The organism is Thiomonas sp. DCM-2 (assembly GCF_056820905.1).
The window spans coordinates 2,969,156-2,994,350 of the sequence record NZ_CM165962.1 but is presented as its reverse complement, the minus strand read 5'-3'; the positions used below and the strand labels follow the sequence as shown (position 1 = coordinate 2,994,350).

At 66.8% G+C, this 25,195-nt stretch carries 25 protein-coding genes and 1 pseudogene; 16 read left to right on the top strand and 10 right to left on the bottom strand.

All coding sequences use genetic code 11. The annotated features are described in order from the left end of the window. The first annotated feature begins 147 nt into the window (after positions 1-147). The 4 genes from AC1ZQA_RS14570 to AC1ZQA_RS14555 are packed head-to-tail and all read left to right on the top strand — an operon-like array spanning position 148 to position 3,861. The gene (locus tag AC1ZQA_RS14570) at positions 148-606 is read left to right on the top strand and encodes a heavy metal-responsive transcriptional regulator (protein ID WP_482677560.1); all 459 of its coding nucleotides are present in this window, start codon (positions 148-150) and stop codon (positions 604-606) included. Further along, a complete protein-coding gene (locus tag AC1ZQA_RS14565; protein ID WP_482677559.1) occupies positions 593-3,208 on the top strand; it encodes a heavy metal translocating P-type ATPase in 2,616 nt (871 codons plus the stop codon). Before AC1ZQA_RS14570 ends, AC1ZQA_RS14565 begins: the two co-directional genes overlap by 14 nt. A gap of 11 nt (positions 3,209-3,219) precedes the next feature. Next, positions 3,220-3,624: a DUF302 domain-containing protein gene (locus AC1ZQA_RS14560; protein ID WP_482677558.1), complete on the top strand. Its 405-nt coding sequence runs from the start codon at positions 3,220-3,222 to the stop codon at positions 3,622-3,624. A 30-nt stretch (positions 3,625-3,654) separates the two neighbouring features. After that, positions 3,655-3,861, top strand: a complete 207-nt coding sequence (locus AC1ZQA_RS14555) for a CopZ family metallochaperone (protein ID WP_482677557.1) — start codon at positions 3,655-3,657, stop codon at positions 3,859-3,861. A gap of 15 nt (positions 3,862-3,876) precedes the next feature. Here AC1ZQA_RS14555 and tgt read toward each other — a convergent pair whose 3' ends face one another. Further along, complete coding sequence (gene tgt / locus AC1ZQA_RS14550; protein ID WP_482677556.1) at positions 3,877-5,016, bottom strand: tRNA guanosine(34) transglycosylase Tgt; 1,140 nt, start codon at positions 5,014-5,016, stop codon at positions 3,877-3,879. 73 nt (positions 5,017-5,089) lie between these two features. Between tgt and AC1ZQA_RS14545 the strand changes: the two genes are divergently transcribed. The 4 genes from AC1ZQA_RS14545 to AC1ZQA_RS14530 are packed head-to-tail and all read left to right on the top strand — an operon-like array spanning position 5,090 to position 8,647. Continuing rightward, positions 5,090-6,229: an MlaE family ABC transporter permease gene (locus tag AC1ZQA_RS14545; RefSeq protein WP_482677555.1), complete on the top strand. Its 1,140-nt coding sequence runs from the start codon at positions 5,090-5,092 to the stop codon at positions 6,227-6,229. Beyond that, positions 6,226-7,026 (top strand): ABC transporter ATP-binding protein, encoded by an 801-nt coding sequence (locus AC1ZQA_RS14540; RefSeq protein ID WP_482677554.1) that lies wholly within the window; start codon positions 6,226-6,228, stop codon positions 7,024-7,026. The genes AC1ZQA_RS14545 and AC1ZQA_RS14540 overlap by 4 nt, the downstream gene beginning before the upstream one ends. Next, complete coding sequence (locus AC1ZQA_RS14535; protein ID WP_482677553.1) at positions 7,011-7,979, top strand: MlaD family protein; 969 nt, start codon at positions 7,011-7,013, stop codon at positions 7,977-7,979. Before AC1ZQA_RS14540 ends, AC1ZQA_RS14535 begins: the two co-directional genes overlap by 16 nt. Further along, positions 7,976-8,647 (top strand): ABC-type transport auxiliary lipoprotein family protein, encoded by a 672-nt coding sequence (locus AC1ZQA_RS14530; protein ID WP_482677552.1) that lies wholly within the window; start codon positions 7,976-7,978, stop codon positions 8,645-8,647. Before AC1ZQA_RS14535 ends, AC1ZQA_RS14530 begins: the two co-directional genes overlap by 4 nt. Before the next feature lie 10 nt (positions 8,648-8,657). On the opposite strand, the gene AC1ZQA_RS14525 is transcribed toward AC1ZQA_RS14530, so the two are convergent. From AC1ZQA_RS14525 to AC1ZQA_RS14505, 5 genes are all read right to left on the bottom strand, one after another. After that, positions 8,658-9,275, bottom strand: a complete 618-nt coding sequence (locus AC1ZQA_RS14525; protein ID WP_482677551.1) for a DUF2202 domain-containing protein — start codon at positions 9,273-9,275, stop codon at positions 8,658-8,660. Between the two features lie 61 nt (positions 9,276-9,336). Further along, on the bottom strand, positions 9,337-10,608 hold the full coding sequence (gene queA / locus AC1ZQA_RS14520; RefSeq protein WP_482677550.1) for a tRNA preQ1(34) S-adenosylmethionine ribosyltransferase-isomerase QueA: 1,272 nt from the start codon (positions 10,606-10,608) through the stop codon (positions 9,337-9,339). Between the two features lie 46 nt (positions 10,609-10,654). Beyond that, a complete protein-coding gene (locus tag AC1ZQA_RS14515) occupies positions 10,655-11,704 on the bottom strand; it encodes a glycosyltransferase family 2 protein (RefSeq protein ID WP_482677549.1) in 1,050 nt (349 codons plus the stop codon). Beyond that, complete coding sequence (locus AC1ZQA_RS14510) at positions 11,701-12,858, bottom strand: GNAT family N-acetyltransferase (protein ID WP_482677548.1); 1,158 nt, start codon at positions 12,856-12,858, stop codon at positions 11,701-11,703. The genes AC1ZQA_RS14515 and AC1ZQA_RS14510 overlap by 4 nt, the downstream gene beginning before the upstream one ends. A gap of 19 nt (positions 12,859-12,877) precedes the next feature. Continuing rightward, positions 12,878-13,855, bottom strand: coding sequence for a polysaccharide deacetylase family protein (locus tag AC1ZQA_RS14505; protein ID WP_482677547.1), 978 nt, complete (start codon positions 13,853-13,855; stop codon positions 12,878-12,880). A gap of 489 nt (positions 13,856-14,344) precedes the next feature. Here AC1ZQA_RS14505 and katG point away from each other — a divergent pair, with 489 nt between their 5' ends. The 5 genes from katG to AC1ZQA_RS14480 all read left to right on the top strand — a co-directional run bounded on the left by katG (position 14,345) and on the right by AC1ZQA_RS14480 (position 19,706). Further along, positions 14,345-16,540: a catalase/peroxidase HPI gene (katG, locus tag AC1ZQA_RS14500; protein ID WP_482677546.1), complete on the top strand. Its 2,196-nt coding sequence runs from the start codon at positions 14,345-14,347 to the stop codon at positions 16,538-16,540. Positions 16,541-16,902: 362 nt separating this feature from the next. Further along, positions 16,903-17,127: an AbrB/MazE/SpoVT family DNA-binding domain-containing protein gene (locus AC1ZQA_RS14495; RefSeq protein WP_482677545.1), complete on the top strand. Its 225-nt coding sequence runs from the start codon at positions 16,903-16,905 to the stop codon at positions 17,125-17,127. Then, positions 17,124-17,498 (top strand): type II toxin-antitoxin system death-on-curing family toxin, encoded by a 375-nt coding sequence (locus AC1ZQA_RS14490; protein WP_482677544.1) that lies wholly within the window; start codon positions 17,124-17,126, stop codon positions 17,496-17,498. Before AC1ZQA_RS14495 ends, AC1ZQA_RS14490 begins: the two co-directional genes overlap by 4 nt. Positions 17,499-17,899: 401 nt before the next feature. After that, complete coding sequence (locus AC1ZQA_RS14485) at positions 17,900-19,156, top strand: Hsp70 family protein (protein ID WP_482677543.1); 1,257 nt, start codon at positions 17,900-17,902, stop codon at positions 19,154-19,156. Positions 19,157-19,244: 88 nt separating this feature from the next. After that, positions 19,245-19,706, top strand: coding sequence for a prenyltransferase (locus AC1ZQA_RS14480; RefSeq protein WP_482677542.1), 462 nt, complete (start codon positions 19,245-19,247; stop codon positions 19,704-19,706). A gap of 81 nt (positions 19,707-19,787) precedes the next feature. Here the strand turns inward: AC1ZQA_RS14480 and cydB are convergent, their stop codons facing one another. The 4 genes and pseudogenes from cydB to AC1ZQA_RS14460 all read right to left on the bottom strand — a co-directional run. Continuing rightward, complete coding sequence (gene cydB, locus AC1ZQA_RS14475; RefSeq protein ID WP_482677541.1) at positions 19,788-20,813, bottom strand: cytochrome d ubiquinol oxidase subunit II; 1,026 nt, start codon at positions 20,811-20,813, stop codon at positions 19,788-19,790. A 1-nt stretch (position 20,814) separates the two neighbouring features. After that, complete coding sequence (locus AC1ZQA_RS14470; protein ID WP_482677540.1) at positions 20,815-22,290, bottom strand: cytochrome ubiquinol oxidase subunit I; 1,476 nt, start codon at positions 22,288-22,290, stop codon at positions 20,815-20,817. A gap of 161 nt (positions 22,291-22,451) precedes the next feature. Continuing rightward, positions 22,452-23,048 (bottom strand): GbsR/MarR family transcriptional regulator, encoded by a 597-nt coding sequence (locus AC1ZQA_RS14465; protein WP_482677539.1) that lies wholly within the window; start codon positions 23,046-23,048, stop codon positions 22,452-22,454. Positions 23,049-23,240: 192 nt separating this feature from the next. Beyond that, positions 23,241-23,540: pseudogene (locus AC1ZQA_RS14460) on the bottom strand (FAD-dependent oxidoreductase); the annotation flags it as partial. 21 nt (positions 23,541-23,561) lie between these two features. On the opposite strand from AC1ZQA_RS14460, the gene AC1ZQA_RS14455 reads away from it, so the two are divergent. Genes AC1ZQA_RS14455 through AC1ZQA_RS14445 form a run of 3 tightly spaced genes read left to right on the top strand, consistent with a single transcriptional unit; the run spans position 23,562 to position 25,168 of the window. Beyond that, positions 23,562-24,029 carry a MarR family winged helix-turn-helix transcriptional regulator gene (locus AC1ZQA_RS14455; RefSeq protein ID WP_482677538.1) on the top strand — a complete coding sequence of 156 codons (468 nt, stop codon included), beginning with the start codon at positions 23,562-23,564 and terminating at the stop codon, positions 24,027-24,029. Then, a complete protein-coding gene (locus tag AC1ZQA_RS14450; protein WP_482677537.1) occupies positions 24,026-24,583 on the top strand; it encodes a cytochrome b in 558 nt (185 codons plus the stop codon). Before AC1ZQA_RS14455 ends, AC1ZQA_RS14450 begins: the two co-directional genes overlap by 4 nt. A 12-nt stretch (positions 24,584-24,595) precedes the next feature. Continuing rightward, complete coding sequence (locus AC1ZQA_RS14445) at positions 24,596-25,168, top strand: YceI family protein (protein WP_482677536.1); 573 nt, start codon at positions 24,596-24,598, stop codon at positions 25,166-25,168. Positions 25,169-25,195 lie beyond the last annotated feature (27 nt).

Here is a 25,195-nt window from a genome sequence, read left to right as displayed (position 1 = left end):
GCTGTCCCCCAAGAACCCGCCTCGTGCGGGTTCTTTTTTGGGTCGACTCGCCCTGTGCGGATCTTCTGCCCGGCCAAATCTCCCTGCTGACATTAAAGTCTTTAGTTGACTATAAACTTTGGATTCGATCCTCGATTGCTCATCCCCATGCAGGTCACCACGGATTCCCCCGACACCACACGCCTGACCATCGGCGCCCTCGCGCAGCGCGCGGGGCTGGGGGCGGAGACCCTGCGGTATTACGAGCGCCTGGGACTGCTGGCGCCGGTGCGGCGCACCGCCAGCGGCTACCGGCAATATGCCCCGCAGGCGCTGGAGCGGCTGGATTTCATCCGCCGTGCGCAGGCGCTGGGGTTTTCGCTGGCGCAGATCGGCGAGCTGCTCGATCTGCACGCGCGTCCCGAGGCCGATATGGGCACGGTGCGTGCCGTCGTCGCGCAGCGTCTGGCCGAGATCGACGCCAAGATGGACGACCTGCAGCGCATGCGCGCCGGGCTGGAGGCGCTGCTGGCCGCCTGCCCTGGTCATGGGCCGAATGCGCAGTGCCCGATTCTCGCCGCGCTGCGCGGCGAACCCCCCACGGAGGTTGGGCATGCGCACGACTGAGCACATCACAGAACCAACCGCCTGCCCGGTCGAACTTCGACCGGAGGTTGCGCCGCAGCCCGCGCCGCCATCCTCGGCGCCGCCCGCTGGCCCGACCCAGGTGCTGCGGCTCGGGGTGGACGGCATGACCTGCGCCTCCTGCAGCGCGCGGGTGGAGCGCGCGTTGCGCAAGCTCCCCGGGGTGCGGGCCGCCAGCGTCAACCTGGCGATTGCGCAGGCCGAGGTCGCCTACGACCCGCAGACCGTCACGCCGCAGGCGATCGTTGATGCGGTGGCGGCTGCGGGCTATACCCCACTGGTCTCCGAGGCCACGCTGGATGTGGAGGGCATGACCTGCGCGTCGTGCGTGGGGCGGGTGGAGCGGGCGCTGCGCAAGCTGCCCGGTGTGCTCGCGGCGACGGTGAATCTGGCGGTCAACCGGGCGCAGGTGCGGTTTCTTTCGGCGATGCTGCAGCCCGACGCGCTGGCGCAGGCGGTGGTCGCCGCGGGCTATGCCGCGCGCGTGGTGCAGGACGGCAACGCGCTGGCCGAAGACGCCAGCGCCGCAGCGCACGCCCGGGTTCTGGCGCGCATGCGCCGGGATGTGATCCTGGGCGCGGCGCTTGCGCTGCCGGTGTTGCTGCTGGCGATGCTGCCCATGGTCTGGCCCGCGCTCGATGCCGCGCTGCTGCGCACCGCGCCCGTGCCGCGGTTCTGGGACGGGGTGCAGTGCGCGCTCACCACCGCGGTGCTGTTCGGCCCGGGGCGGCGATTCTTTCGCGCCGGAGCGATCGCCTACCGGCATCTGTCGCCCGACATGAACTCCCTGGTCGCCACCGGCACCGGCGCGGCGTGGGCGTACAGCACGCTGGTGCTGCTCGCGCCGCAATGGTTCCCGGCAGAGTCGCGGCATGTGTATTTCGACTCGGCCGCCGTGGTCGTCGCGGTGATCCTGGGCGGCAAGTACCTGGAAGAACTCGCCAAGGGCCGGGCATCGACCGCGATCCACAAGCTGCTCGGGCTGCAGGCCAAGCAGGCCACGCGGCTGGATGCGCAAGGCGCCGAGCAGCAGGTCAGCGTGTCCGCGCTGCAAATCGGCGACCGCGTGCTGGTGCGCCCGGGCGAGCGCGTGCCGGTCGATGGGCGGGTGGTCGAAGGCGACAGCCATGTGGACGAGTCCATGCTCACCGGCGAGCCCTTGCCGGTGCGCCGCAGGCCGGGTGATGCGGTGGTCGGCGGCACGGTCAACGCCGAGGGTCGGCTGGTGATCGAGGCCACCGCGCTCGGCGCCGATACCGTGCTCGCGCAGATCGTGCGGCTGGTCGAGGGCGCACAGACCGGCAAGCTGCCGGTGCAGCGCGTGGCCGACCGCGTGGTCGCGGTGTTCACCCCGGTGGTGCTGCTGATCGCCGTGGCCAGCTTTGCCGCCTGGCTGCTGTTCGCAGGCGACCTGAGCGCCGCGCTGGTGGCCGCAGTGGCGGTGCTGGTCGTGGCCTGCCCGTGCGCGATGGGGCTGGCCACGCCCGCGGCGATTCTGGTCGGCAGCAGCCGCGCCGCGGAAATGGGCGTGTTGTTCCGCAAGGGCGAGGCGCTGGAGACGCTCTCGCGCATCGACACCGTGCTGCTGGACAAGACCGGCACGGTGACCCTGGGCCGCCCTGCGCTCACCGCGCTGCACACCAGCGTGAACGACGCTGCCGCGCTGCGCCTGGCCGCCGCGCTCGAGGCCGACTCGGAACACCCGCTCGCCCGCGCGGTGCGCGACGCGGCATCGGCACGCGGGCTGGACGTTCCCGCGGTGCAGGACTTTGCCGCGCTGCCCGGTTACGGCGTGCGCGGCGTGCTGGGCGGACATCGCCTGCTGCTCGGCGCGCGCCGGTTGATGCAGCGTGAAGGCGTGGCGCTGGGCGAACTCGCCGCGATTGCCGATGCGCTCGAGGCGCAGGGGCAGACCGCGGTGTTTCTGGCGCAGGACGGGGTAGGCGTGGCGGTGCTAGGCATCGCCGATCCGGTCAAGCCTGACGCTGCCGCAGTGGTGCAGGCGCTGCGCCAGCGCGGTCTGGAAATCGCGCTGGTGACCGGCGATGCACAGCGCACCGCACAGGCGGTGGCCACGCAACTGGGCATCGCCCAGGTGCATGCCGAGGTGCTGCCGCAGCACAAGGCGCAGGTGGTCAAGGACTTGCAGGCGCAAGGGCGGCGCGTGGCCTTCGTCGGTGATGGCCTCAACGACGGCCCGGCGCTGGCGCAGGCCGATGTCGGCCTGGCGCTGGCCAGCGGCACCGATGTGGCGATCGAGGCCGCCGACGTGAGTCTCGCCCGCGGCGATCTCGCCACCCTGCCGACTGCGATCGACACCGCACGCCGAACCCTGCGCACCATCCACGGCAATCTGTTCTGGGCGTTTGCCTACAACATCGTGCTCATCCCGCTGGCCGCCGGCGTGGCCGCGCCGTGGGGCGTGCATCTGCACCCCATGCTCGCCGGAGTGGCGATGGGGCTGTCTTCGGTGTTCGTGCTCGGCAACAGCCTGCGGCTCAAGCGGCTCTCGCCCTGGATTGCCGCGGATGCGCCAGCGCCCGCACCATCGCTTCGACTCAACCCCCTTCCTCCCACCCCCTGAAAGGACGCACCATGCCCTCCATCGTGTTTTCCGCCCAGCCCTGCTGCGCCTTCGACGACGCGGTCAACCGCACCACCGAAGCGCTGAAGGCGCAGGGCTTTGGCCTCATCAGCGACATCGACGTGGCGGCCACGCTCAAGGCCAAGCTCGGCGTCGAGCGCCCGCGTTACCGCATCCTCGGCGCCTGCGCGCCGACCTATGCGATGCGGGCGCTGGACTTCGACCCGCACATCGGCGCGCTGCTGCCGTGCAATGTGGTGGTGCGCGAGGACGCCGCGAACGGCCAGGTCGTGGTCGATTTCATGGACCCGACCTCGGTGCTCGGCCTGATCGACAAACCCGAAGTCCACGCCATCGCCAAGGAGGTCTGCGGCAAGCTGATGCAGGCGAGAGACGCGCTGGCGCAATCTGCCTGAACCAATCGACCGAACCACAAGGAGAACCCGATGCCTACCGTACAACTACAAGTGACCGGAATGACCTGCAGCCACTGCGTCGCCGCCGTGACCAAGGCGATCAAATCCGTGCCCGGAACCGAGGACGCGCAGGTCGATCTGACCAGCGGCCGCGCCACCGTGCATGGCAGCGCCGCGCCCGAGGCGCTGGTCAAGGCGGTGGAAGAAGAAGGCTACAGCGCCGTGGTCAAGCAGTAGGCGATTGGGCTGCGCTCAGACTCCCCGCGCCCGATCCGCGTGGAACCGGGCGACGAAGGCGTCGAAGCTGCCTGCGTCGAGCGCGGCGCGCATGTCGCGCATGAGCTGCAGGTAGTAGTGCAGGTTGTGCGTGGTGGCGAGCATGCCGAACAGCATTTCGCCGCAGCGGTCGAGGTGGTGCAGATAGGCGCGCGAAAACTGCCGGCAGGTGGGGCAGGTGCAGGTGTCGTCGATCGGGCGTTCGTCGAGCTTGAAGCGGGCGTTGCGGATGCGCAGGTCGCCAAAGCGGGTGAACAGATGGCCGTTGCGCGCATTGCGCGTGGGCATCACGCAGTCGAACAGGTCGATCCCGGCGGCAACGCCTGCGACCAGGTCTTCAGGCGTGCCCACGCCCATGAGGTAGCGCGGCTTGTTCGCGGGCAGGCGCGGCGCGGTGTGGCGCAGCAGCCGCAGCATGTCGTCCTTGGGCTCGCCCACGCTGAGTCCGCCGATGGCGTAGCCCGACAGATCGAGTGCGGCAAGTCCGTCGAGCGAGGCGTCGCGCAGGTGCTCGAACATGCCGCCCTGCACGATGCCGAACAGCGCATTGGGGTTTTCGAGCCGCGCGAACTCGACCTTGCAGCGCGCGGCCCAGCGCAAGGAGAGCTCCATCGACGCGCGCGCCTCGGCCTCGGTGGTGATGTGCTTGTGCCCGCCGCGATCGACGTCGTACGGCGTGCATTCATCGAACTGCATGACGATGTCGGAATTCAACACGGTCTGGATCTGCATGCTCACCTCGGGGGTGAGGAACAGCTTGTCGCCGTTGACCGGTGAGGCAAAGCGCACGCCCTCTTCGCTGATGCTGCGCATCGCCCCCAGGCTCCACACCTGGAAGCCGCCGCTGTCGGTGAGGATCGGCGCGTCCCAGCCGATGAAGCGGTGCAACCCGCCGAACTGCCGCACCACGTCCAGCCCGGGGCGCAGCCAGAGGTGGAAGGTGTTGCCCAGAATGATCTGCGCGCCCGCAGCCTTCAGGCCATCGGGCGTGATGCCCTTGACCGTGCCATAGGTGCCCACCGGCATGAACTGCGGAGTGTCGAGGGTGCCGTGGTTGAGCGTGAGGGTGCCGCGGCGCGCTTCGGCCGAGGTGTGGTGAACGGTGAATTGCAGCATGGGCGCATTGTTTCAGACTCGCCGCTTGCCAGTGCCCGATCCGCTACGCTCTCTGCTGCCTGAACCGATCCCCATGACCGCCCGCGCGTCCACTTCCCCACCCGAAGCCGCTGCCCTCGTCTGGACAGCGCAGGAGTCGACTTCGCACAGCCAGGTGTGTCAACTCCAGGGCGCGTGGAATGCGAGCGGGCTGCGGCGAGCGCCGGACACCCGCCTGCCCGAGGCGACGCAGCACATCACTCTCAATGCCAGCGCCACGACGCTCGACACCAGCGGCGCGCTGCTGCTGGCGCGCAGCATGGCTCAGTGGCAGGCCGCCGGGGCGACGGTGGATACCAGCGGCCTGAGCGACGCGCAGCGGCAGTTGCTCGATCTGGTGCGCCAGCGCGCACTGGCCATACCTCCGAGCGCACGCAGCCTGGGCCTGCTGGGCGACATCGGCCGCGCCACGCTCACCGCGCTGGACGAACTGCGCGCGCTGCTGGCCTTCGTCGGCGAACTGGCATGGCGCGGCGCGCCGCTGCTGCTGCAGCCGTGGCGGCTGCGCTGGCGCGAAGTCATCCACGAAATCGACGCCGCGGGGCTGCGCGCGCTGGGCATCATCGGGCTGCTGTCGTTTCTGATCGGCATGGTCATGGCGTATCAGGCCGGGGCGACGCTGGCCACCTATGGCGCCAACATCCTGATCGTCAATCTGGTGTCCATCATCACCCTGCGCGAACTCGGGCCTCTGCTCACCGCCATCCTCGTGGCCGGGCGCACCGGGTCGTCGTACACCGCGCAGATCGGCACCATGCAGATCACCGAAGAGGTGGACGCGCTGCGCGCGCTCGGGATGTCGCCGTTCGACATGCTGGTTTTGCCGAAAGTGGTTGCGCTGGTCATCACCCTGCCGCTGCTGGCGCTGTTTGCCGATGTCATGGGGCTGGCGGGTGGCGGAGTGGTCGCGGCGCTGGGCTATGGCGTGCCGTTTGCCGACTATGCCACGCGCATTCCGCAGGTGGTCGGCCTCAAGACCCTGGTGCTCGGGCTGGTGAAGGCGCCGGTGTTCGCCGTGGTCATCGCGCTGGTGGGCTGCATGCAGGGGTTGCGGGTCGAGGGCAGCGCGGCGGCCGTGGGGCGGGCGACGACGGTGAGCGTGGTGCAGGCGATCTTTCTGGTCATCGTGATCGATGCCAGTTTTTCGGTGCTCTACAACCTGCTGCGGCTATGAGCGCGGCGCCTGAGCTGGTCATCGACGCGCGCGGCATCGTCAACCGCTTTGGCGATGTGGTGGTGCACGAGGGGCTGAACCTCGCGGTGCCGCGCGGCACCATCATGGCGCTGGTCGGCGGCTCGGGCACGGGCAAGACCGTGCTGCTGCGCAGCCTGCTGCTGTTGCGTGCACCCGACGGCGGTACGCTCGACTTGTTCGGCCAGGACGCGCTGGCCACAGGCGAAGCGCAGCGGCAGGCGCTGCGCCGGCGCATTGGCGTGCTGTTTCAGGGCGGCGCGCTGTTCACCGGTCTGACCGTGCTGGAAAACGTGCTGCTGCCGCTGCGCGAGCAGGGCCAGGTGGATGCGCGCCTGCTGCCCGAACTGGGCATGCTCAAGATCGGCCTGGCCGGGCTGCCGGCGGACGCAGCGCACAAATATCCGGCAGAGCTTTCCGGCGGCATGGTCAAGCGCGCCGCGCTGGCGCGTGCGCTCGCGCTGGACCCCGAATTGCTGGTGCTTGACGAACCCACCTCCGGTCTGGACCCGATCGGCGGCGCCGCGTTCGATCGTCTCGTGCGCGAGCTGCGCGACCTGCTCGGGTTGACCATTCTGCAGGTCACGCACGATCTGGACTCGATCTGGCATGGCAGCGACACCGTGGCCTTTCTCGCGCGCAAGACCGTGCTCGCGGTCGGCCCGGCAGCCGAACTGGCGCGGCGCGACGAGCCCGAGCTGGTGGCGTATTTCCGCGGCAGCCGCTCGGCGCCCTATCTGCAAGAATCGATGACGAGGTCGCAATGGAATCCAAAGTGAACTACGCCGCGGTCGGCGCATTCGTCCTGTTGCTGGGCGCACTGCTCGCTGCGCTGGGCTGGTGGCTGGCCACCGGCGGCAAGCAGGTCGCCACCCGCCCTTACCTGATCTATGCCACCGACAATGTCAGCGGCCTGCGCGCCGACAGCAATGTGCTGTACCGCGGCGTGACCGTCGGCAAGGTGGCGAGCATCGCGATCGACCCGAACAACCCGGCGCTCATCCGCATCAAGGTGGATATCGACCGTAATGTGCCGGTGCGCAGCGACACCGTGGCGCAGCTCAGCCCCCTGGGTGTCACCGGGCTGTCTGCGGTCAACCTCATCGGCGGCGCCTCGTCCTTGCCGCTGAAGGCGCCGCCGGGCGAGCCCGATCCGGTGATTCCGTACAAGCCCTCGGTGTTCACCCAGATCGAGGGCGGGATCAACGATGCGGCGATCACCCTGGCACGCATCAGCCAGCGGGTGGACGCGTTGCTCAGCCCCGCCAATGTGCAATCGCTCAGCGACAGCCTGCGCAACCTGCAGTCGCTCACCGCCACACTGGCGGCCAACCAGAACAATATCGACCAGATGTTCGCCAATGCCCGCCAGACCAGCGCCAACCTGGCGCAGATGAGCGCGCAGGGCGACACGCTGATGCGGCAGAGCCAGGCGCTGGTCGCGCGGCTCGATGCCGTGTCGGCGCAGCTTGGCAAGGTGATGCCGCAGATCGGCGCCGCCGCCAGCAGCGTGGCCCGCGCGGGCAACACCTCCTCGGCGTTCGCCACCGCGGGCGCGCAAACCATGACCCAGCTGCAGACCCGCACCCTGCCCGAGGTGGACGCGCTGATGCGCAATCTGCAGCAGTTCAGCAGTCAGCTTGGCGCGCTGACCGACAGCCTCAAGGCCAACCCCAGCCAGCTGCTCTATGGCGCGCCGCTGCCGCCTCCGGGGCCGGGAGAACAAAAATGATCGCGTCCGTGAAGATTCTCTCCGCCCCCTCGCGCCGCGCCTTGCTCGCGCTGCTGCTCACCGGCAGCGCTGCGCTGCTGGGCGCCTGCGCGCTGCCGGTCAACCGCGCGCCGGTGCAGCAGACCTACCGCCTCACCGGGGCAGACATTGCCAGCGCGCCGCTGCCGCAGCCCGTGGTGGTGCAGTTGCTGCCGGTGCGCGCCGCGGCCGGGCTGCAGTCGGCGGCCATGCTCTACAGCCGCAGCCCCGACCAGCTCGCCCCCTACCGCGACAGTCGCTGGCTCGCGCCTCCGGCGCAGCTCATCGGGGACGCGATCGCGCAGACGCTCAGTCGCCAGCCCTGGGTCAGCGCGGTGCAGCAGCAAGCCGTGCTGGCGAATGCCCCCTGGGCGCTGCACTGCAGCCTCTACCGGCTGGAGCACGATCTGCGCGGCAGCCGGGGCACGGTGCATGTGGAACTGGTGTGCGCGCTGGCAAACCCACGTTCGCGCCAGATCGCCGCGCACTGGCGCTTCGACGGCCACGCGCCGCTGGCGGTCAACGACGCGGCGCACTTTGCGCAGGGCGCGCAGGCGCTGCTCGATCAGGCGCTGGGCGAGATGGTGCAGCGCGTGCACGACGCGGTGCAGGCGGCGCAGGCGGTTCAAGCCAAGGCTGAAGCGCGCTAAAGCCGCGGGATCAGCAGCTCTCGTGCTCGCTCCAGGCCACGGCCTCGAAATCGCCCAGGCTCATGTATTGCGGCACGTATTCGCCGCGATGCTGCTGCAGATGGCGATGGAACGCGCGCAGATGGTTGCGTGAGCCGCGCTCCAGATCGGCATAGACCGCGAGGATTTCCGGCTGGCGGGTGCGGCTTTTGGCCTGGGCCAGATCGAAAATGTCGAGCTCCTCGATCAGCAGCCCGACCTGGATCGCGTCGAGCGCGCTGCGCAGGCCGCGCGCGACAAGCTGGTCGTGCAGCGTCTGGAAGTCCGGGGTGCGAAAGCGGCCAACCGGCAGATCGTGCGCCGGGTCGGGCAGGTCGTAGTGGTCGAGCAGCGCGGCAATCGCATCCATGTGCGCCTGCTCGGCGCCGCTGATGTTGAGAAACGGCCGCAGCGCCCAGCGTTCGGCGAGTTGCAGGTAGACATCGCGGGCGATCTTTTCTTCCTCGCGCATGTGCAGCAGGTCGTGTTCCTCTTCGGCGCTCAGCGGCTGCGCGCTGTGTGACGCGATGCGCTGACGGATGGCCGCGATGTGTTCGATGCGGTGTTGATGCCGGTCCTGCATGAACCGGGGGGAGACAAGCTGTTCCATCGTGGCGTCCTGTTGAGTCGGTGTGCCGATTCTGGACGCACGCGACCGGCAGGGATTTGTGTCAGCGCAAATTCGCGCCGGAATCGTCCTGCCGCGTCAGCCACATCGCGTCGCCATAGCTGAAAAAGCGGTAGCGCTGCGCGATCGCATGGGCGTAGGCGGTGCGGATGGTGTCCATGCCGGCGAAGGCTGACACCAGCATCAGCAGGGTCGACTTGGGCAGGTGAAAGTTGGTCAGCAGGCAGTCGACCACGCGGAAGCGGTAGCCCGGGGTGACGAACAGCGCGGTGTCGCGCGCGCCGGGCAGCACGGTCCCCAGCGGCAGCCCCTGGTCTTCGGCGGCGAGCGCCGCCGATTCGAGCGCGCGCATCGCGGTCGTGCCCACCGCCACCACGCGCGGCGCGTCCTGTGTCCGGCCCGCGGCGCGCGCCTGCGCCTGCTGTGCGCGCACCTCGGCAATCGCCTGCGCGGTGTCTTCGGGCACGGTATACCACTCGCTGTGCATCTGGTGCTGGCGCAGATCGGTCACGCGCACCGGCTGAAAGGTGCCCGCGCCCACATGCAGGGTGACACTGGCGCGGCGCGCGCCCAGCGCGTCGATGCGCGCGAGCACTTCGGCGTCGAAATGCAGCCCGGCGGTGGGCGCGGCCACCGAGCCGGGATGGCGCGCATACACCGTCTGGTAACGCTCGGCGTCCTCGCTGTCGGGCGCGTGGGTGATGTAGGGCGGCAGCGGCACCGCGCCAAAGCGCTGCAGCAGCGCCAGCGGCTCGCTCGGGAATTCCAGCTCGAACAGGCTGCCCTGAGGCCCCGCGCGGCCGACGGTGCGCACGGCAAACGGCGCGGGCCGGGTGGCTGCCGACACGACGGCTGTTGCATCGGTCTGCCTGTCTTCATCAGGCCGCGCCGCGCCCAGCCAGAGCACCTGGCCCGGCTTGGGCGATTTGCTCGCCCGCACATGCGCCCAGACACGGTTGTCCTGCAGCACGCGCTCGACCAGCACTTCCACCGAGCCACCGCGCGACGAGGCGCCCGCCTGTTCGGGGCTCTGCGTCGCGGCCGCCTTCCAGCCCCACAGCCGCGCTGGAATCACCCGGGTGTCGTTGAACACCACCAGATCGCCCGCACGCAGCAGGCCAGGCAGATCGCGGAACATCCGGTCGTGCAGCGCGGGTGGGCTGCCCGCATCGAGCAGGCGGCTGGCGCTGCGCTCGCGCGCCGGATGCTGCGCAATGAGCTCGGGCGGAAGAAAAAAATCGAAATCGTCGGTGGTCAAGGCGGTGCGGGTCGGCAGGGTGCCGCCGCTGCCTTGGCCGGGTTGATGTGCATCCATGGCCTGTGCGGAAAGTCGATGCGACCAGCCGCATCTCGCCGTGATCTTAGGGCGTTGGGCCAGCGCGGGCGCGGCGGGCGCGCATCCAGTTCAGCACGCCAGCCGGCATGGCGATCTTGAACAGGGTGCGCAGCGTCTGGCCCTTGACGTAGTGATAGACGAACACGCTGCTCGCCAGCAGTCCGAGTGCTTGCCCTGGCTCCATTTCAGCCAGAACGTCTGCAGCGCTCAGGCTCAGGGCGCCGAGGTGGCGCCATTTCAGCCGGAATGTCCCCGGGGGCTGACCGGCCTCGCGCGCATGAATCTTGCGCGCGACCCGAAGCGAATCGACTGCCGCGCGCGGATCGGAAGAAATCTGTGTCGGGCTGCGGCGATAGTTCAGCAAGGGCAGGTCGAGATAGGCGACCGGGCCGGCCTGCGCCACGCGCACGAACCACTCCCACTCGCAGATGATCTTGATGTCCGGGTCGAACCCTCCAGCGCGCTGCAGCGCCTCGCGCCGGAACATCACCGTCGGCGGATGGATGAAATTGCCCTGCACCAGTTCGTCATGGACCTGGCCCCAATACACGCGGACAGGGTCCTCGCCCGCGATCGGCGAAAACGATGTGGCATGCGGATAGCGCGCCCGCACGCCGCCGTGTGCCGGGCTGCAGCGGTGGTAATAGACGCCGCAATACGACGTGCCGAGCGGCCCGCTGTCGTCAAACGCGCTGAAGTCCGAACTGCACAGCAGGATGTCCGGATGGGTCTGCAGGTAGTGCAACTGCACCGCCAGGCGCTGTGGCATGCACAGATCGTCGGCGTCGAGCAGGGCAATGAATTCGCCGCGTGCGGCCTGCACGCTGGCGTTGCGCGCCGCGCCGATACCTGCGTTGGCCTGCCGGATCGCGCGCACGCGATCGCCATAGCGCTGCAACACGTCCCAGGTGCCGTCGGTGGAGCCGTCATCCACCACCACGATGTCGAGGTTCTGGTGGGTCTGCGCCAGCAGGCTGTCGAGCGTCTGCGCAATCGTGGCTTGCGCGTTGTAGGCGGGAATCGCCACAGACACCAGGGTGTCGGCGGAGGCGCTTGGGCTCGGGCCTGGCATCATGCGCGCTGCTCCGCGACAGGCGGCGCATCCAGCACCGCGGTGTCCTCGGGTTGCTGTTGCCGCGGATGGGGCTGGCGCTCCAGCCGCCATTGCTTGATGCGGTAGAGCAGATGGATCAGGCCCGGGCGATGCACGCGGATGTTCACCGTCTGCCGGGTTTGCTGAAAGAAATGGCGCTTGTGGCCATAGTCGCCCTTGAGCATGTCGAACCGGGTGCAGCCCGCACCGATGGCTGCTTCGATGACATAGCCCATGAGCACTTCGCCGGGGCTCAGCGCAGCGTGTTGCGGGTCGAACCCGGCCTGAAAGTAGTAGCAGGTCTGCGCATGGCGAAAGCCGTAGAACATGGCGATGATGTCGCCGTTCATTTCGAGTGCGTAGAGCAGCAGACTGTTGCGCTCGAGCAGGGCGCGCATCACATCGCGATGAAACCCGAGGTACTGCGTCGACGTGAAGCCGAGTTCGTCGGTGCGCCCCTGCCAGCGTCTGCGATGCAGTTCGGCGAGCCGTTCGAACGCCGGGTCGAGCTGCGCCGCATCCACGATCTGCTCAAAGCGTGCACCCGGTTGCTGTTCGAACCTGCGCCGCTTGCGGCCGAGCACCTCGCGCCGGTTGCGGCTCAGGCTCTGGCGATAGCTGTCCCAGTTGGCGGGCAGATCGCCGTAGGTGATGCGATTGGGCGGTTCGCGATGAATCAGGGCGGGCTGTTGCGCGGCCTGCCGGGCCAGACAATCGACCAGCGCCGAATCCGAGGGCAGATCGACCAGATCCAGCAGGTGCCAGCGCTCTGGGCTGGTCAGGATGTGGTGGACAAAGGCCTGCGCGACCGCCTGTTCGCAGGACGGCTCGGCCAGGATGCCCAGATCGTCCGGGGATGTATCGCCGCCCGCGCCAATGGGCCTGAGCTTGCGCACCCGAAGGATTCTGGCGACGCGGTGATGCTCCAGGTAAAGCGGAAAGAGGCCGACGACCGCATTGTCGGCTCGCGCAATCAGAATGCGAAGCTGCCGCCCGCAGCCGTAATGGGTCCACCACAGCCGCTGCCAGTCCCAGCTGAGAAACACGCTGCCGCGCGCAGACCGGGCTTCCAGCGCGCGCCAGTCCGCTTCCAGGGCATCGAAAGCCTGCGTGGACGTGACAAGTTCAATCTGCATGAGAGGGCCTCTCACGCGCTCAGGCCCAGGGCCGGTGCATGCGCCAGGCCAGCAGGGGCAGGTGCGAGGTGATCGGGATGCGCGGAATCGCGATCGGGTCGACCGTGGAAGTCACCATGCCTTCTTCCGTGGTCAATGCGGCGCGGTAGATGGAGCGGGCAATCTGGCGCACGCGGGCATCGGTCGAGCCGTTGGGGAAGCAGAACACATCGACCGTCCTGCTCAGTTGATGCTCCAGCACGTCGCGGCTGTCCTGCAACTCCTGCTGGATTTCCGGCACGGTCAACGTGGGCAGGATGGGGTGTGTCATGGTGTGCGACCCGATGGCCATGAGCCCGCGATCGCAGGCGCGGACTTCATCCCAATCCATCAGGTCGTAGGCATCGTGCTCTTGTTGCGTGGGGACGAAATGTGCCGTGCAGTCGCGCAACTGCGCTTGCACGCGCAGGCGGTCCGGCAAGGCCAGGGTTTTCATCCAGGCGATCGCGCCCTCGGTCTGCTGCGATGGCGCACCGACCGCCTGCGCCCATTCCCGGAAGGCGCCTGGCTGCAGCCGGTTCAGGCGGGCGCGGGCGTCGTGGTTCCACATCCACTGGCCGGTTTCCACCAGGCCCGGGCAGACAAAGATCGTTGCCGGAATGCCGAGCTGTTCGAGCACCGGACGCGCAATGTGGCATTGATTGCGCAGACCATCATCGAATGTGATGGCCAGCTGGCTGCGCCCGGCACCCGCAGGCGCAGGCGTGCCACTCAGGACGTCCCGAATCATGGCATCGAGCGCAACGATGTCGTAACGCTGCTTGAGCCAGGACATCACGCGATGGAAGTCGCTTGCTGTCATCCGCGCATCACCAACGCCGTGCAGCATGAGGATGCGCCGCACCGGTCGCCGGTGCGCCAGCCAGTGCGACATGCCGCTGCTCAGCGCCACCGACAGCGCGGAGGTGCGGGCAAGGCTTTTCAGCGCGCCTGGGGTTGCGGGAGAGGAATCATCCATGGAGCGGAAGGTGTACTTGCCTCGGCACGAGAACACCAGATCTTGATGTGAAAGTATGCGGCAACTGCGCTGCAGTCGCCATACAGAAATTTACAAATGTGAACAAAACCGCCCCCATGAACCAGTGGATTGGAGGGCAGTGCGGTGAACAGGCTCGCGTCTCCTTCGCTCTTGGATGGTCTGGGCAGATCGTTTCACAGATGCCGTGCGAATCCCAGGAAAAAAGTCACCGATTCCGCCGCTGTGAGCGCCGACTGAGTCGGTATGCGACACAGTGTCTAGTTTTACTCTATCAATTGCATAACAACTTTTAATTGTTCTTTTCAATTTTGACGGCCTAAGCTCCATTCGTCGCAGCGTGAAGGCGGGCGGCGACAGCATGAACCGCAAGCCCGCCCTGGCGGCACCCCGAAGCCGCGAGGTCAAACGCAGAGTCAGCATCACCCGATTTGAACCAGCCGCACTTTTTTTCAGCCAAAGGAGAACATGATGTCAAACGATTTGAAATGCCCGGTGGCACACAACACACCTGCGCGCGCCGTCGCTGGTGCCAAGGGCAACACGGACTGGTGGCCCAGCCAGCTCAACCTGGGCATGCTGCACCAGCAGTCTGCGGTCTCCGATCCGATGGGCTCATCCTTCAATTACGCCGAGGCCTTCAAGACCCTCGATCTCGACGCCGTGGTGGCCGACCTGAAGGCGCTGATGACCGACTCGCAGGACTGGTGGCCGGCCGACTATGGGCACTACGGCCCTCTGTTCATCCGCATGGCCTGGCATGCTGCAGGCACCTATCGCATTGGTGACGGTCGCGGCGGCGCGGGCCACGGCCAGCAGCGGTTCGCCCCGCTCAACAGTTGGCCCGACAACGTCAACCTCGACAAGGCGCGCCGCTTGCTGTGGCCGGTGAAACAGAAATATGGCCGCAAACTGTCTTGGGCCGATCTGCTGGTGCTGGCAGGCAATGTGGCGCTGGAGAGCATGGGCTTCAAGACCTTCGGTTTCGCCGGTGGCCGCCCCGACCAGTGGGAGCCGGACGAATCGGTGTACTGGGGCTCGGAAGGCAAATGGCTCGACGACCAGCGCCAGGGCACCAAGGCCGCCGAGTTCGAGAATCCGCTGGCAGCGGTGCAGATGGGCCTGATCTACGTCAACCCAGAAGGGCCGGGCGGCAAGTCCGATCCGCTGGTGTCTGCACAGATGGTGCGCGAGACCTTCGCCCGCATGGCCATGGACGACTATGAAACCGTGGCGCTCACGGCGGGGGGGCACACCTTCGGCAAGTGCCACGGCGCTGGCCCGGCCAGCAATGTCGGCCCGGAACCCGAGGCCGCGCCCATCGAGGAAATGGGCCTGGGCTGGATCAGCAAGTACAAGAGCGGCAAGGGCGCAGACCAGATCGGCAGCGGACTGGAGGGCTCGTGGACACCGACGCCCACGCAGTGGGACATGAGCTACCTCGAGGTGTTGTTCGGCAACGAGTGGGAGCTGACCCGGAGTCCGGCCGGGGCGAGCCAGTGGACGCCCAAGGTTCATACCGACAGCAATATGGCCCCTGCGGCGGACGACCCGAACAAAAAAGTGCCGATCATGATGACCGACGCCGACATGGCGATGCGCATGGACCCGGCCTACGCGAAAATCGCCCGGCACTTCCTCTCCCACCCGGATGAGTTTGCCGACGCCTTCGCCCGCGCCTGGTTCAAGCTCACCCACCGCGACATGGGGCCGCGCAGCCGCTACCTGGGCAAGCTGGTGCCCAAGGAGGTGCTGATCTGGCAAGACCCTGTCCCCGCGGTCGATCACCCGCTGATCGACGCCAAGGACATTGCCGCGCTGAAGACCAAACTCCTGTCCAGCGGCCTGTCCATCAGCCAACTGGTCAACACCGCCTGGGCGTCGGCATCGACGTTCCGTGGCAGCGACAAGCGGGGGGGCGCCAATGGCGCGCGCATCCGTCTGGCCCCGCAGAAAGACTGGGAAGCCAACCAGCCAGCCGAACTCGCCAGGGTGCTGTCCCGGCTCGAAGCCATCCAGCACGAGTTCAATGCGCAGGCGGCTGGCGGCAAGAGGGTGTCGCTGGCCGACCTCATCGTGCTGGGCGGTGGCGCAGCCATCGAAGCGGCGGCAAAGAAGGCGGGTGTCGAAGTGACGGTGCCGTTCTCGCCGGGGCGCACGGACGCCTCGCAGGAGCAGACCGACGTAGCCTCGTTCGCGGTGCTGGAGCCCAAGGCCGACGGCTTTCGCAACTATGCCCGCAAGGGGCTCGCGGGTTATGCCGCCGAAATGCTGATCGACCGGGCACAGCTCATGCAGCTCAGCACCCCGGAAATGACCGTGCTGATCGGCGGCATGCGCGCGCTCAATGCCAACGTCGGGCAGTCGCAGCACGGGGTGCTCACCAAGCGGCCCGAAACCCTGAGCAATGACTTTTTCGTCAACCTGCTCGACATGGGCACGAAGTGGGAGCGCACCGGAACCGAAGGCGTGATGGAAGGCCGCGATCGCAAGACCGGCGCACCGAAGTGGACGGCCACCGTGGTCGATCTGGTGTTCGGCTCCAACGCCCAGTTGCGCGCCATTGCCGAGGTATACGCCGCGGCCGACGCACAGACCAAGTTCGTGCACGACTTCGCCGCAGCCTGGGGCAAGGTGATGAACCTCGACCGTTTCGACCTTGCGTGAAGCGATTCACGCGCCTGACCAAGGGAGGCACATCATGAACTTGCTGCGTTGCATCCTGGAGCGCCTGCACTGGTGGCGCGAGACCCAACAGGTGCTCGCCGATCTGGCCAGCGGCACCGCCTGAACCTTGAGGTAGCCGGTCACTGCGCAAGCCGTGGCCGGCTGGCTGGACTTTGCCGGGCGCGTCCCGGCTTTTTTTGTTCAGCGCGCGCGGTCTTGCCGCCGCGCCCGCGCAGCACCAGCGAGGGGGCCAGACCCCGTGCGGCGGTGAGATCGCAATGCGGGAATGGTTGCAGGCTCGGGGGGCAAGGCTTAATATAACAACCGTTATAACTTCATTGCCTAAGCGCCAGGAGAACAGCATGTCCGCTCTCAAACTCACCCAGATCGGCAATTCCGTTGGCGTCATTCTGCCCAAGGAACTCCTCGCCCGCCTGCGGCTGGAAAAGGGCGACACCCTGTTCGTCACCGAGGCGGCGAATGGGATCACCCTGACGCCTTACGACCCCGCTCTCGATGAGCAATTGCAACTCGGCCGCGAGTTCATGCGCGAGTACCGCGATACGTTTCATCAGCTTGCGAAATGAGCTGGCGCTTTATCGACCGGCGTGCGCTGCTGCTGTTGCACGACGAAAGCCTGGCCGAGCACGGCGGAGCGCCGGGGTTGCGCGACGTGGGACTGCTCGACTCGGCGCTCGTGCGTCCCCTGAATCGGGTGGCCTACGGCGAGCCGGACCTGGCCGCACTTGCCGCCGCGTATGGCGTGGGACTGGCGAAAAATCATGCTTTTGTCGACGGCAACAAGCGCGCCGCTTTTCTCGCGGTGGGTTTGTTCCTCGCGCTCAACGGCCAGCGTCTTGCCACCACGCAAGCCGATGCGACACTCACCATGCTGGCCGTCGCTTCTGGCGACATGAGCGAAGACGCCTTCGCAGCGTGGATCCGGGCGCATCTGTGACGTGGGTCAGGCCGAGCTCCGCAGCATCACTTCACTGAGATTGGGACGTCTCCTGTCCGATCCATCTCAAGCACAGTCACTTGCCCGACCAAGCTGGTCTGGCGCAGCAATTGGGTGAGGCTTTGCAATTCCAGCGGACATTTCTTTCTGGCGGGCAATCGGCGCGCCAGGGCTGTTGCGCGCTGAGCTGCGGTGGGAGGCGTCGCCGTAGCGCGATGTGCCCAACCTTGCGGGGTGACTACACTCTCGCCTCCGCCTGAAAATCCCGCAGTGCGTGGTTGCGTTTTCGCCTGTCGGGCTGCAGCGGCAGGCTGCACTGTTCTGTTGCTGGGGTTTGCGCTGCAAGCGGCAATACATGACGCCGCGCCTCTGGCGGCGTCACTCCGGCTGTTCCCTCCTCCATGACTTCTTCGCCACAAGGCACGCTCGGCATTGATTTTGGGACGTCCAACTCGGCGGTGTCCTGGGCCGGGCCGCGGGAACCTGCGCGACTGCTTGCGCTGGAGGGCACGGCGCTGGCCATGCCCACGGCGGTGTTCTTCAACGCGGAAGACCATCGCACGCACTTCGGGCGTGACGCGGTGGCGCAATACCTCAGTGGCACGGAGGGGCGGTTGATGCGCTCGCTCAAGAGCCTGCTGGGCAGCGCACTGCTGCAGGAGAAGACGGAGGTCAATCACCACAAGATCAGTTATCAGGAGATCGTGGCGATCTTTCTGGCGGAACTGCGGCAGCGCGCCGCGCAGGCCTTGGGTGGTGCTCCGACTCGGGTGGTGATGGGGCGGCCAGTGCACTTTGTCGATGATGACCCGGTGCGCGATGCGCAGGCCGAACGCTCGCTGCTGGACGCGGCGTTGTCGGTCGGTTTCGAGCAGGTGTCGTTTCAGCTGGAGCCCATCGCGGCCGCACTCGACTATGAGCGCCGCCTGTCGCGTGAGCGTGTGGTGCTGGTGGTCGATCTGGGCGGTGGCACGTCGGACTTCACCGTGGTGCGGTTGGGGCCAGACCACATGGCGCGGGCCGACCGCAGCCGCGACGTGCTGGCCACTTCGGGGGTGCACATTGGTGGCACCGACTTCGACCACAAGCTCAGTCTGGAGCGGGTGATGCCGCTGCTGGGCTACCGGCATCTGGGGCCGCAGGGGCGCGAGGTGCCGAGCCGGGTGTTTTTCGATCTCTCCACCTGGCACCTGATTCAATGGCTGTATTCGCCGCGCGCACTGAGCCAGGCTCAGGCCTTGCGCGCTGAGTATGCGGAGCCCCGGCTGCATGCGCGCCTGATGACGGTTCTGCGCCACCGCGACGGTCACCGCCTGGCGCATGCGGTGGAGCAGGCCAAGATTGGCTGCTCGCAGAACGACGCGGATGCGGCGGTGTCGCTGGCGTTCATCGAGGCCGGGCTGCAGGCAACGCTCACTCCGGACGATCTGCGCGGTCATCTGGCCGACCTGCTGGCGCGCACTGTGGCCTGCGCGCGCGACTGTGTCCAGCGCGCCGGTGTGGCGGATGGCGCGCTGGACGCGATCTACCTCACGGGCGGTTCGAGCGCGCTGCGCCCGTTCCAGCGTGCGCTGCAGGCCGAGTTCGCCGGAGTGGAACTGGTGGTGGGCGACCTGTTCGGCGGCGTGGCCACGGGCCTGGCCTACAGCCGAGGCTGAGGTCGTTCGGCGAGATACATCTTGGCATCAAGTTTCGGGAGCAGTGTGGTACGTTCAAACACCTTTGCCGACTCACCTGCGTACGCCGATGTCCCGATTCCTCCGCCCGTCCCGCTTGTTCGTTCCCCTGCTGTTGGCCGCTTCCCTGCTTGCAAGCGGCGCGGCGCGAGCGGCATCGCTGGAGCGGGTTGACGCACTTCTGGAGGCGGGGCAGTTGTCTCAGGCGGACCAGATGATTGCCCAGGTTCTCGCGGCGCAGCCCAATTCGGCTCAGGCCCACTATCTGGATGCGCGACTGCTTGCCCGGGAGGGCAAGTGGCCCCTGGCCGAGCAAGAGCTGGAGCTGGCGCGGCGTCTCGATCCCACGCTCGCCTTTGCACCGGCGCAGCAGGTGCAGAGTCTGACCCAGACCATTCTGGAGCACCGCTGGAAAAGCCCGGCCGGTCTGGCCGGTTATGGACAGGCCGCGCTGGCAGCGCTGTTCGTGCTGGTGTCAGGGTATCTGATCTTTGGCGTGATGCGCAGCCGGGGCAAGCGCTTCAAGGCCTGAAGGCGCCCTCCACACCGCGCAGGCGACCCGCAGCCGGGTCGTGGCGTGAACACGGCGGGGCAGTGCATTGCCCCGCAATGCTCAATACGCATGCTCCGCGTCGGGATCGATCTTGCCGCGAAACACGATGTACTGATAGACGTTGTATGTGATCATCACCGGAATCAGCATGCCGATGCCGATGAGCATGAACACCAGAGTGCTGGTGTCTGATGCAGCCTGGTCGATGGTGACCGAGCCGGGCACGATGTACGGATACCAGGTGGCGGCCAGCCCGGCGAAGGAGAACAGGAAGATCATCATGGTCCACACGAACGGCGCCACTTCGGCCTGTCGCTTGAGCGCGCGCAGCAGCATGGCAAAGCTGAGCACGGCCAGCGCGGGCAGCACGGCGAAGAAGTAGATGTTGGGCGTGGTCAGCCAGCGGGCGAAGATCTGCGGATATTGCAGCGGCGTCCACACCGTGACCACGGCGCCGACGGCCAGCATGATCCAGGCGAGCAACTGCCCACGCTGATAGCAGCCCGCCTGAATCTCGTCCTTGGTCTTGATGATGAGATAGGTGGAACCGAGCATGGAATACCCGGCCACCACGCCCAGCACCACAATGAGGCTGAAGGGCGAAAGCCAGGCCCACACACTGCCCACATACAGGCCATCGACCACCTTCACCCCGTTGAGCAGACCGCCGAGAGCAAAGCCCTGGGCGATGGTGGCCAGCAGGCTGCCCACCCCGAACATCGCGCCCCAGAACGCCTTGCGCTCGGAGAGTTCATGGAACTCGAACGACACCCCGCGCAGCATGAAGCCCAGCAGCATCAGGATGATGGGAATGTACAGCCCATGCAGCACCGTGCCGTAGGCCAGCGGGAAGGCGCCGAACAGCGTGCCGCCGATGACCACCAGCCAGGTCTCGTTGGCGTCCCAGATGCTGCCCAGGCTGGACATCATCACCTTGCGGCGGCGCTCGCCGACGAACAGCGACAGCACCCCCACGCCGAGGTCGAAGCCGTCGAGCACCACATAGAACACCATGAACAGGCCGATGATCAGGAACCACACCGTGGCCAGGATGTGATGCAGTTCCTGCGGGTTGTTGAAGTCCATGTCACTGACCTCCCTTGACTGCGAGCTTGGCGCTCACCGTGGCGGACGGCACGGGCGGGGTGAAGGGAACGTGTCGGGGCGCAGCAGGCGCGACGGGCTGGCCACCGTGGCCGGGCGGATGCGGTGGCGGCTCGAAGCGCGGGCCCTTGCGAATGGTGCGAACCATGAACACCAGCGCGGCCACGCCGATCACGCCGTAGAACAGCATGTACATCACGAAAGACCACAGCACCGCATCGGCCGGCAGATTGCTCACGCCTTCGCTGGTGCGCATCATGCCGTAGACGATCCACGGCTGGCGGCCCACCTCGCGCGTCATCCAGCCGGCTTCCACGGCGGTGTAGATCGCGGGAATGGCCAGCAGCCAGCCGCGCAGCAGCCATTTGTTTTCGCTGATGCGCGCAGCCGTCATGCGGTCACGTCTGCGCCACAGCATCCACAGCGTCCAGAATGCCATGACGGCGACAAACACCCCGGCGGCCACCATCACGCGGAAGGCGTAGAACGGCACCCATACCGGCGGCTGGTCCTGCGGCTTGAAATCGGTCAGGCCGACCACCTTGCCGGTGGGCGAGTGGGTCACGATCAGGCTGAGCGCGTCCGGCACTTCCAGCGCCCAGTCGTTCTTCTGCTCTTTCTGGTTGGGGATGGCCAGCAGCGCCCAGGGTGCGCCTTCGCCCGGCTTGTTGGTGTGCCAGTGCGCCTCGATCGCGGCCAGCTTGGCCGGTTGGGTTTCGGCCAGCGCGCCGCCTGCGGAGTCGCCAATGAAAATCTGCAGCGGGGCGACGATGAACAGCGCCACCACGGCCCACTTGAACGCCGGGCGGAAGAATTCGACATGCCGCCTTTTCAGCAGGTAGTAGGCGCTCACTCCGGCCATGACCACCAGGCTCAGCTCGATCGCGGCGGTGAACATGTGGCCGAAGCCATAGGGCAGATCGGGGTTGAACACGGCGTCAAGCCAGTTGGTGATGACGAACTTGCCGTCCACCAGTTTCACCCCGGTCGGGGTCTGCATCCAGGAGTTGGCCACCATGATCCAGAACGCCGACAGCGTGCTGCCGAAGGCCACCATCGCGGTGGCGAACAGGTGCATCTTCGGCCCCACGCGGTTCCAGCCGAACAGCATGATGCCGAGGAATCCGGCCTCGAGCATGAACGCCATCGCGGTTTCGAAGCCCAGGATGTTGCCCATGAAGTCGCCGGCCGAGGTGGAGAACGGACCCCAATTGGTGCCGAAGGAGAACTCCATCGGAATGCCGCTGATCACGCCCACGCCGAAGTTGATGAGAAACAGCTTGGTCCAGAACTTGGTCTGGTGGAAATAAAAAATATTCTTCGTTTTCACCCACGCGGCTTCCATGCCGAACAGCACCAGCGCCAGGCCGATGGTGAGCGGCGGCCACATGATGTGGAACATCGCAATGAAGCCAAACTGCGCCCGGGCGAGGAATTCCGGGTTTTGAAGCCAGTCCATGATGCACTCCAGAAAAGGATCGAATCGACAGTCGAACCGCAGTTCGCACGCCGGAGCGTGCACGCAGTCCTGCGCAGGGGGATGGGGCGCTCAGAGAGTCGCCATGGCCTGCGGCGGTGGCAGGTTGTTGCGCAAGGTCCAGGCGCTGGAGGTGCACATCTTCAGTTCTCCACCGCCTTGAGCACAGGGCGGGTGCGCGCGCCGCGCTTGCGTGTGGCGACCTGCTTGACGCGGCCCTTGAACGCCAGCAGTTTCTGCACCGCGCCGCCCAGCAGCATGAGCTGGCGCACGTCTTCGCTGGGCATGCGCTGGATGTCGTCGAACCACTGCGTGGCCAGCTCGATGAGGTCGTGCATCTGCCGCATGCGCTCCTGCGCGTGGCGCTCGGCCTGCCCCTCGGGCTGCTCCAGCAGGGCTTCGCGCAGCATGGACAGGGTGGGGTCGATCTCGCGCTTGCGACGCTCTTCGGCCAGGGTGCGGAAGATGGCCCAGACATCGTCGGGCGCGGAAAAATAGTCCCGCCGGTCGCCCGGAAGGTGCTGCATGCGCACCAGCTTCCAGGCGCCGAGTTCCTTCAGCCCCATGCTGACATTGGAGCGCGAGAAGTTCAGCGCTTCGGCAATCTCGTCGGCGTTGAGCGGGCGCTCGGCAATGAACAGCAGGGCGTAGATCTGACCGACCGTGCGGTTGATGCCCCAGCGGCTGCCCATTTCACCAAAATGCAGCACAAAGCGCTGATTGAGTTCGGGGAGTTGCATCAGGAGTTTGATCTGAGTTTTCAGGAATTTCTGAAATTGCGGAAATTCTCTGACTCAGATCAACAGATTGAAGTAACCGAATGTGTTGACCCCATACCCAACGGGGTATTTGCAGGGCGTACCCGGCGGCAGGCTAGGTAAGACTGAATCAGTCCTTGTGATGCTGCGCGCCGGGGACTTGTTCAGTGTTGCCTTAGTGGAGGCCGAGGAGGTGTGCGCCGCGAGGTCGTCGCGCTCGCATAGCACCACGCGCAGGCCGCGCCCGGCCAGATCGCGCGCAATGCCCACGCCATTGATGCCACCGCCAACGACGAGGACGTCGCAGGTGGCCTGCGCAGCTGCGGCTTCTGCGGTCGATCCGGGCATGGCGAAATGGTAGAGGCTCTGCAGATTCCGGTGCCCAGCTGCGCGCCCGAGCTGCTGTTGAACACGTGCCACGCACAAAACCCTCTCCCTTGTAATAGTTCTAATGCGAACTAATATGCGCATCAACTCCTGTCGCTGCCGCACACCATGCCCAAGCCCACCGCCAAACCCGCCCCATTTCTGCCCCTGCTGCGCGAGCTGGTGCGCACCTACCAGGCTTTCGAGCGTTACTCGGCAGGACATGTGCAGAGCATGGGGCTGACGCCCGCGCAGTTCGACGTGCTGGCCACGCTGGGCAATACCGAGGGCATGAACCCCGGCCAGCTGGGTCAAAGGACGCTGATCACCAAAGGCACGCTCACCGGCGTGGTGGATCGGCTGCAGGCCAAGGGGCTGGTGCAGCGTCTGCCCGACCCAAGCGATGGGCGCGGGCAGATCGTGCGGCTCACGCCAGAAGGGCAGGCCTTGTTCGAGCAGGTGTTCCCCGCGCATGGAGCGCATCTGGCGAGGGCGTTTGTGCGGCTGGATGCAGCGCAGCGCGCCGCTGCCGTGCAGGCGCTGCAGAGCGTGCGCCTGGCGCTGGAACAGGCGAGCGCCACAGGAGCGGACGAATGAACGCACGGACACCCCCCAGGATGGCCCGCTACACCCTGCCGGCGCAGCTGCTGCACTGGCTGATCGCGCTGCTGATCTTCGGCCTGTTTCCGCTGGGGCTGTACATGCACGATCTGCCACTGTCGGTGTGGAAGATCGAGCTGTATGCCTGGCACAAGTGGTTCGGCATCACCGTGCTGCTGCTGGTGGTGCTGCGCATCGCCTGGAGGCTCACCCACCGGCCGCCGCCACTGCCAGACGCCATTCCGCGCTGGCAGCAGGCCGCTGCCGGGCTGATGCACGAGCTGTTGTATCTGCTCATGCTGTTCATTCCGCTCACCGGCTGGGCATTGAGTTCCGCTGCCGGGGTGCCCGTGGTGTGGTGGGGGCTGTGGCGGCTGCCCAGCCTGCTGCCCGCCAACAAGGACGCCGCGCATCTGCTGGCGCTGGTGCACGCCACGCTGAACTACACCCTGGCGGCGCTGGTGGCCGCGCATGTGGCTGCAGCCATCAAGCACCAGTTCATCGACCGCGACGGCGTGCTGCTGCGCATGCTGCCCAAATTCAAGTCTTGAGGAGAACGCATCATGATGAATCGTCTTTGCAGAACGCTTGCCGTGCTGGCGCTGGCCGCGCTTGGTGGCGCACATGTCTGGGCGCAGCCGGTGGCCTATACCCATGCATTGCCCGCCAGCAGTGTGACCTTCAGCGCCACACAGATGGGCGTGCCGATGTCAGGCCGCTTCAAGACCATCGCTGCGCAGGTGGACTTCATGCCGAGCGACCTCGCCAGATCCCACGTCAGTGTGGCGGTGCAGACCGCCAGCATCGATGCGGGCAGCGCGCAGACCAATGCGCTGCTGACTGGTGCCGACTGGCTCGCGGCACAGGCCGATCCACAGGCGCGCTTCGTGTCCAGCAGCTTCGCGCCGGACGGGCCGGGCCGTTACTGGCTCACGGGCACCCTCACCGCCAAGGGGCGCAGCCAGCCGCTGCGCCTGCTGGTGACCGCGCATCCCGCAGGGGCCGACCTGGTTCTGGACGCCAGTTTCACCCTCAATCGCACTGTCTTCGGCCTGGGCACCGGGTCGTGGGCCGATACCAGCGTGGTGGCCGCGGCCATTCCCGTGCAGGTGCACCTTGTTCTTTCACCCCAATGACAACACGCATCACAACTCCCTGAAAGG

Excerpts from the sequence above, each read along its gene's own strand:
- katG (WP_482677546.1), top strand. The coding sequence starts at position 14,345 with ATGTCAAACGATTTGAAATGCCCGGTGGCACACAACACACCTGCGCGC.
- AC1ZQA_RS14530 (WP_482677552.1), top strand. The coding sequence starts at position 7,976 with ATGATCGCGTCCGTGAAGATTCTCTCCGCCCCCTCGCGCCGCGCCTTG.
- AC1ZQA_RS14545 (WP_482677555.1), top strand. The coding sequence starts at position 5,090 with ATGACCGCCCGCGCGTCCACTTCCCCACCCGAAGCCGCTGCCCTCGTC.
- AC1ZQA_RS14480 (WP_482677542.1), top strand. The coding sequence starts at position 19,245 with ATGTCCCGATTCCTCCGCCCGTCCCGCTTGTTCGTTCCCCTGCTGTTG.
- tgt (WP_482677556.1), bottom strand. The coding sequence starts at position 5,016 with ATGCTGCAATTCACCGTTCACCACACCTCGGCCGAAGCGCGCCGCGGC.
- AC1ZQA_RS14450 (WP_482677537.1), top strand. The coding sequence starts at position 24,026 with ATGAACGCACGGACACCCCCCAGGATGGCCCGCTACACCCTGCCGGCG.
- AC1ZQA_RS14485 (WP_482677543.1), top strand. The coding sequence starts at position 17,900 with ATGACTTCTTCGCCACAAGGCACGCTCGGCATTGATTTTGGGACGTCC.
- AC1ZQA_RS14565 (WP_482677559.1), top strand. The coding sequence starts at position 593 with ATGCGCACGACTGAGCACATCACAGAACCAACCGCCTGCCCGGTCGAA.
- AC1ZQA_RS14510 (WP_482677548.1), bottom strand. The coding sequence starts at position 12,858 with ATGCAGATTGAACTTGTCACGTCCACGCAGGCTTTCGATGCCCTGGAA.
- AC1ZQA_RS14560 (WP_482677558.1), top strand. The coding sequence starts at position 3,220 with ATGCCCTCCATCGTGTTTTCCGCCCAGCCCTGCTGCGCCTTCGACGAC.
- AC1ZQA_RS14505 (WP_482677547.1), bottom strand. The coding sequence starts at position 13,855 with ATGGATGATTCCTCTCCCGCAACCCCAGGCGCGCTGAAAAGCCTTGCC.
- AC1ZQA_RS14535 (WP_482677553.1), top strand. The coding sequence starts at position 7,011 with ATGGAATCCAAAGTGAACTACGCCGCGGTCGGCGCATTCGTCCTGTTG.
- AC1ZQA_RS14525 (WP_482677551.1), bottom strand. The coding sequence starts at position 9,275 with ATGGAACAGCTTGTCTCCCCCCGGTTCATGCAGGACCGGCATCAACAC.
- AC1ZQA_RS14455 (WP_482677538.1), top strand. The coding sequence starts at position 23,562 with ATGCCCAAGCCCACCGCCAAACCCGCCCCATTTCTGCCCCTGCTGCGC.
- AC1ZQA_RS14445 (WP_482677536.1), top strand. The coding sequence starts at position 24,596 with ATGATGAATCGTCTTTGCAGAACGCTTGCCGTGCTGGCGCTGGCCGCG.
- AC1ZQA_RS14570 (WP_482677560.1), top strand. The coding sequence starts at position 148 with ATGCAGGTCACCACGGATTCCCCCGACACCACACGCCTGACCATCGGC.
- AC1ZQA_RS14495 (WP_482677545.1), top strand. The coding sequence starts at position 16,903 with ATGTCCGCTCTCAAACTCACCCAGATCGGCAATTCCGTTGGCGTCATT.
- AC1ZQA_RS14465 (WP_482677539.1), bottom strand. The coding sequence starts at position 23,048 with ATGCAACTCCCCGAACTCAATCAGCGCTTTGTGCTGCATTTTGGTGAA.
- AC1ZQA_RS14540 (WP_482677554.1), top strand. The coding sequence starts at position 6,226 with ATGAGCGCGGCGCCTGAGCTGGTCATCGACGCGCGCGGCATCGTCAAC.
- AC1ZQA_RS14555 (WP_482677557.1), top strand. The coding sequence starts at position 3,655 with ATGCCTACCGTACAACTACAAGTGACCGGAATGACCTGCAGCCACTGC.
- queA (WP_482677550.1), bottom strand. The coding sequence starts at position 10,608 with ATGGATGCACATCAACCCGGCCAAGGCAGCGGCGGCACCCTGCCGACC.
- cydB (WP_482677541.1), bottom strand. The coding sequence starts at position 20,813 with ATGGACTTCAACAACCCGCAGGAACTGCATCACATCCTGGCCACGGTG.
- AC1ZQA_RS14490 (WP_482677544.1), top strand. The coding sequence starts at position 17,124 with ATGAGCTGGCGCTTTATCGACCGGCGTGCGCTGCTGCTGTTGCACGAC.
- AC1ZQA_RS14470 (WP_482677540.1), bottom strand. The coding sequence starts at position 22,290 with ATGGACTGGCTTCAAAACCCGGAATTCCTCGCCCGGGCGCAGTTTGGC.
- AC1ZQA_RS14515 (WP_482677549.1), bottom strand. The coding sequence starts at position 11,704 with ATGATGCCAGGCCCGAGCCCAAGCGCCTCCGCCGACACCCTGGTGTCT.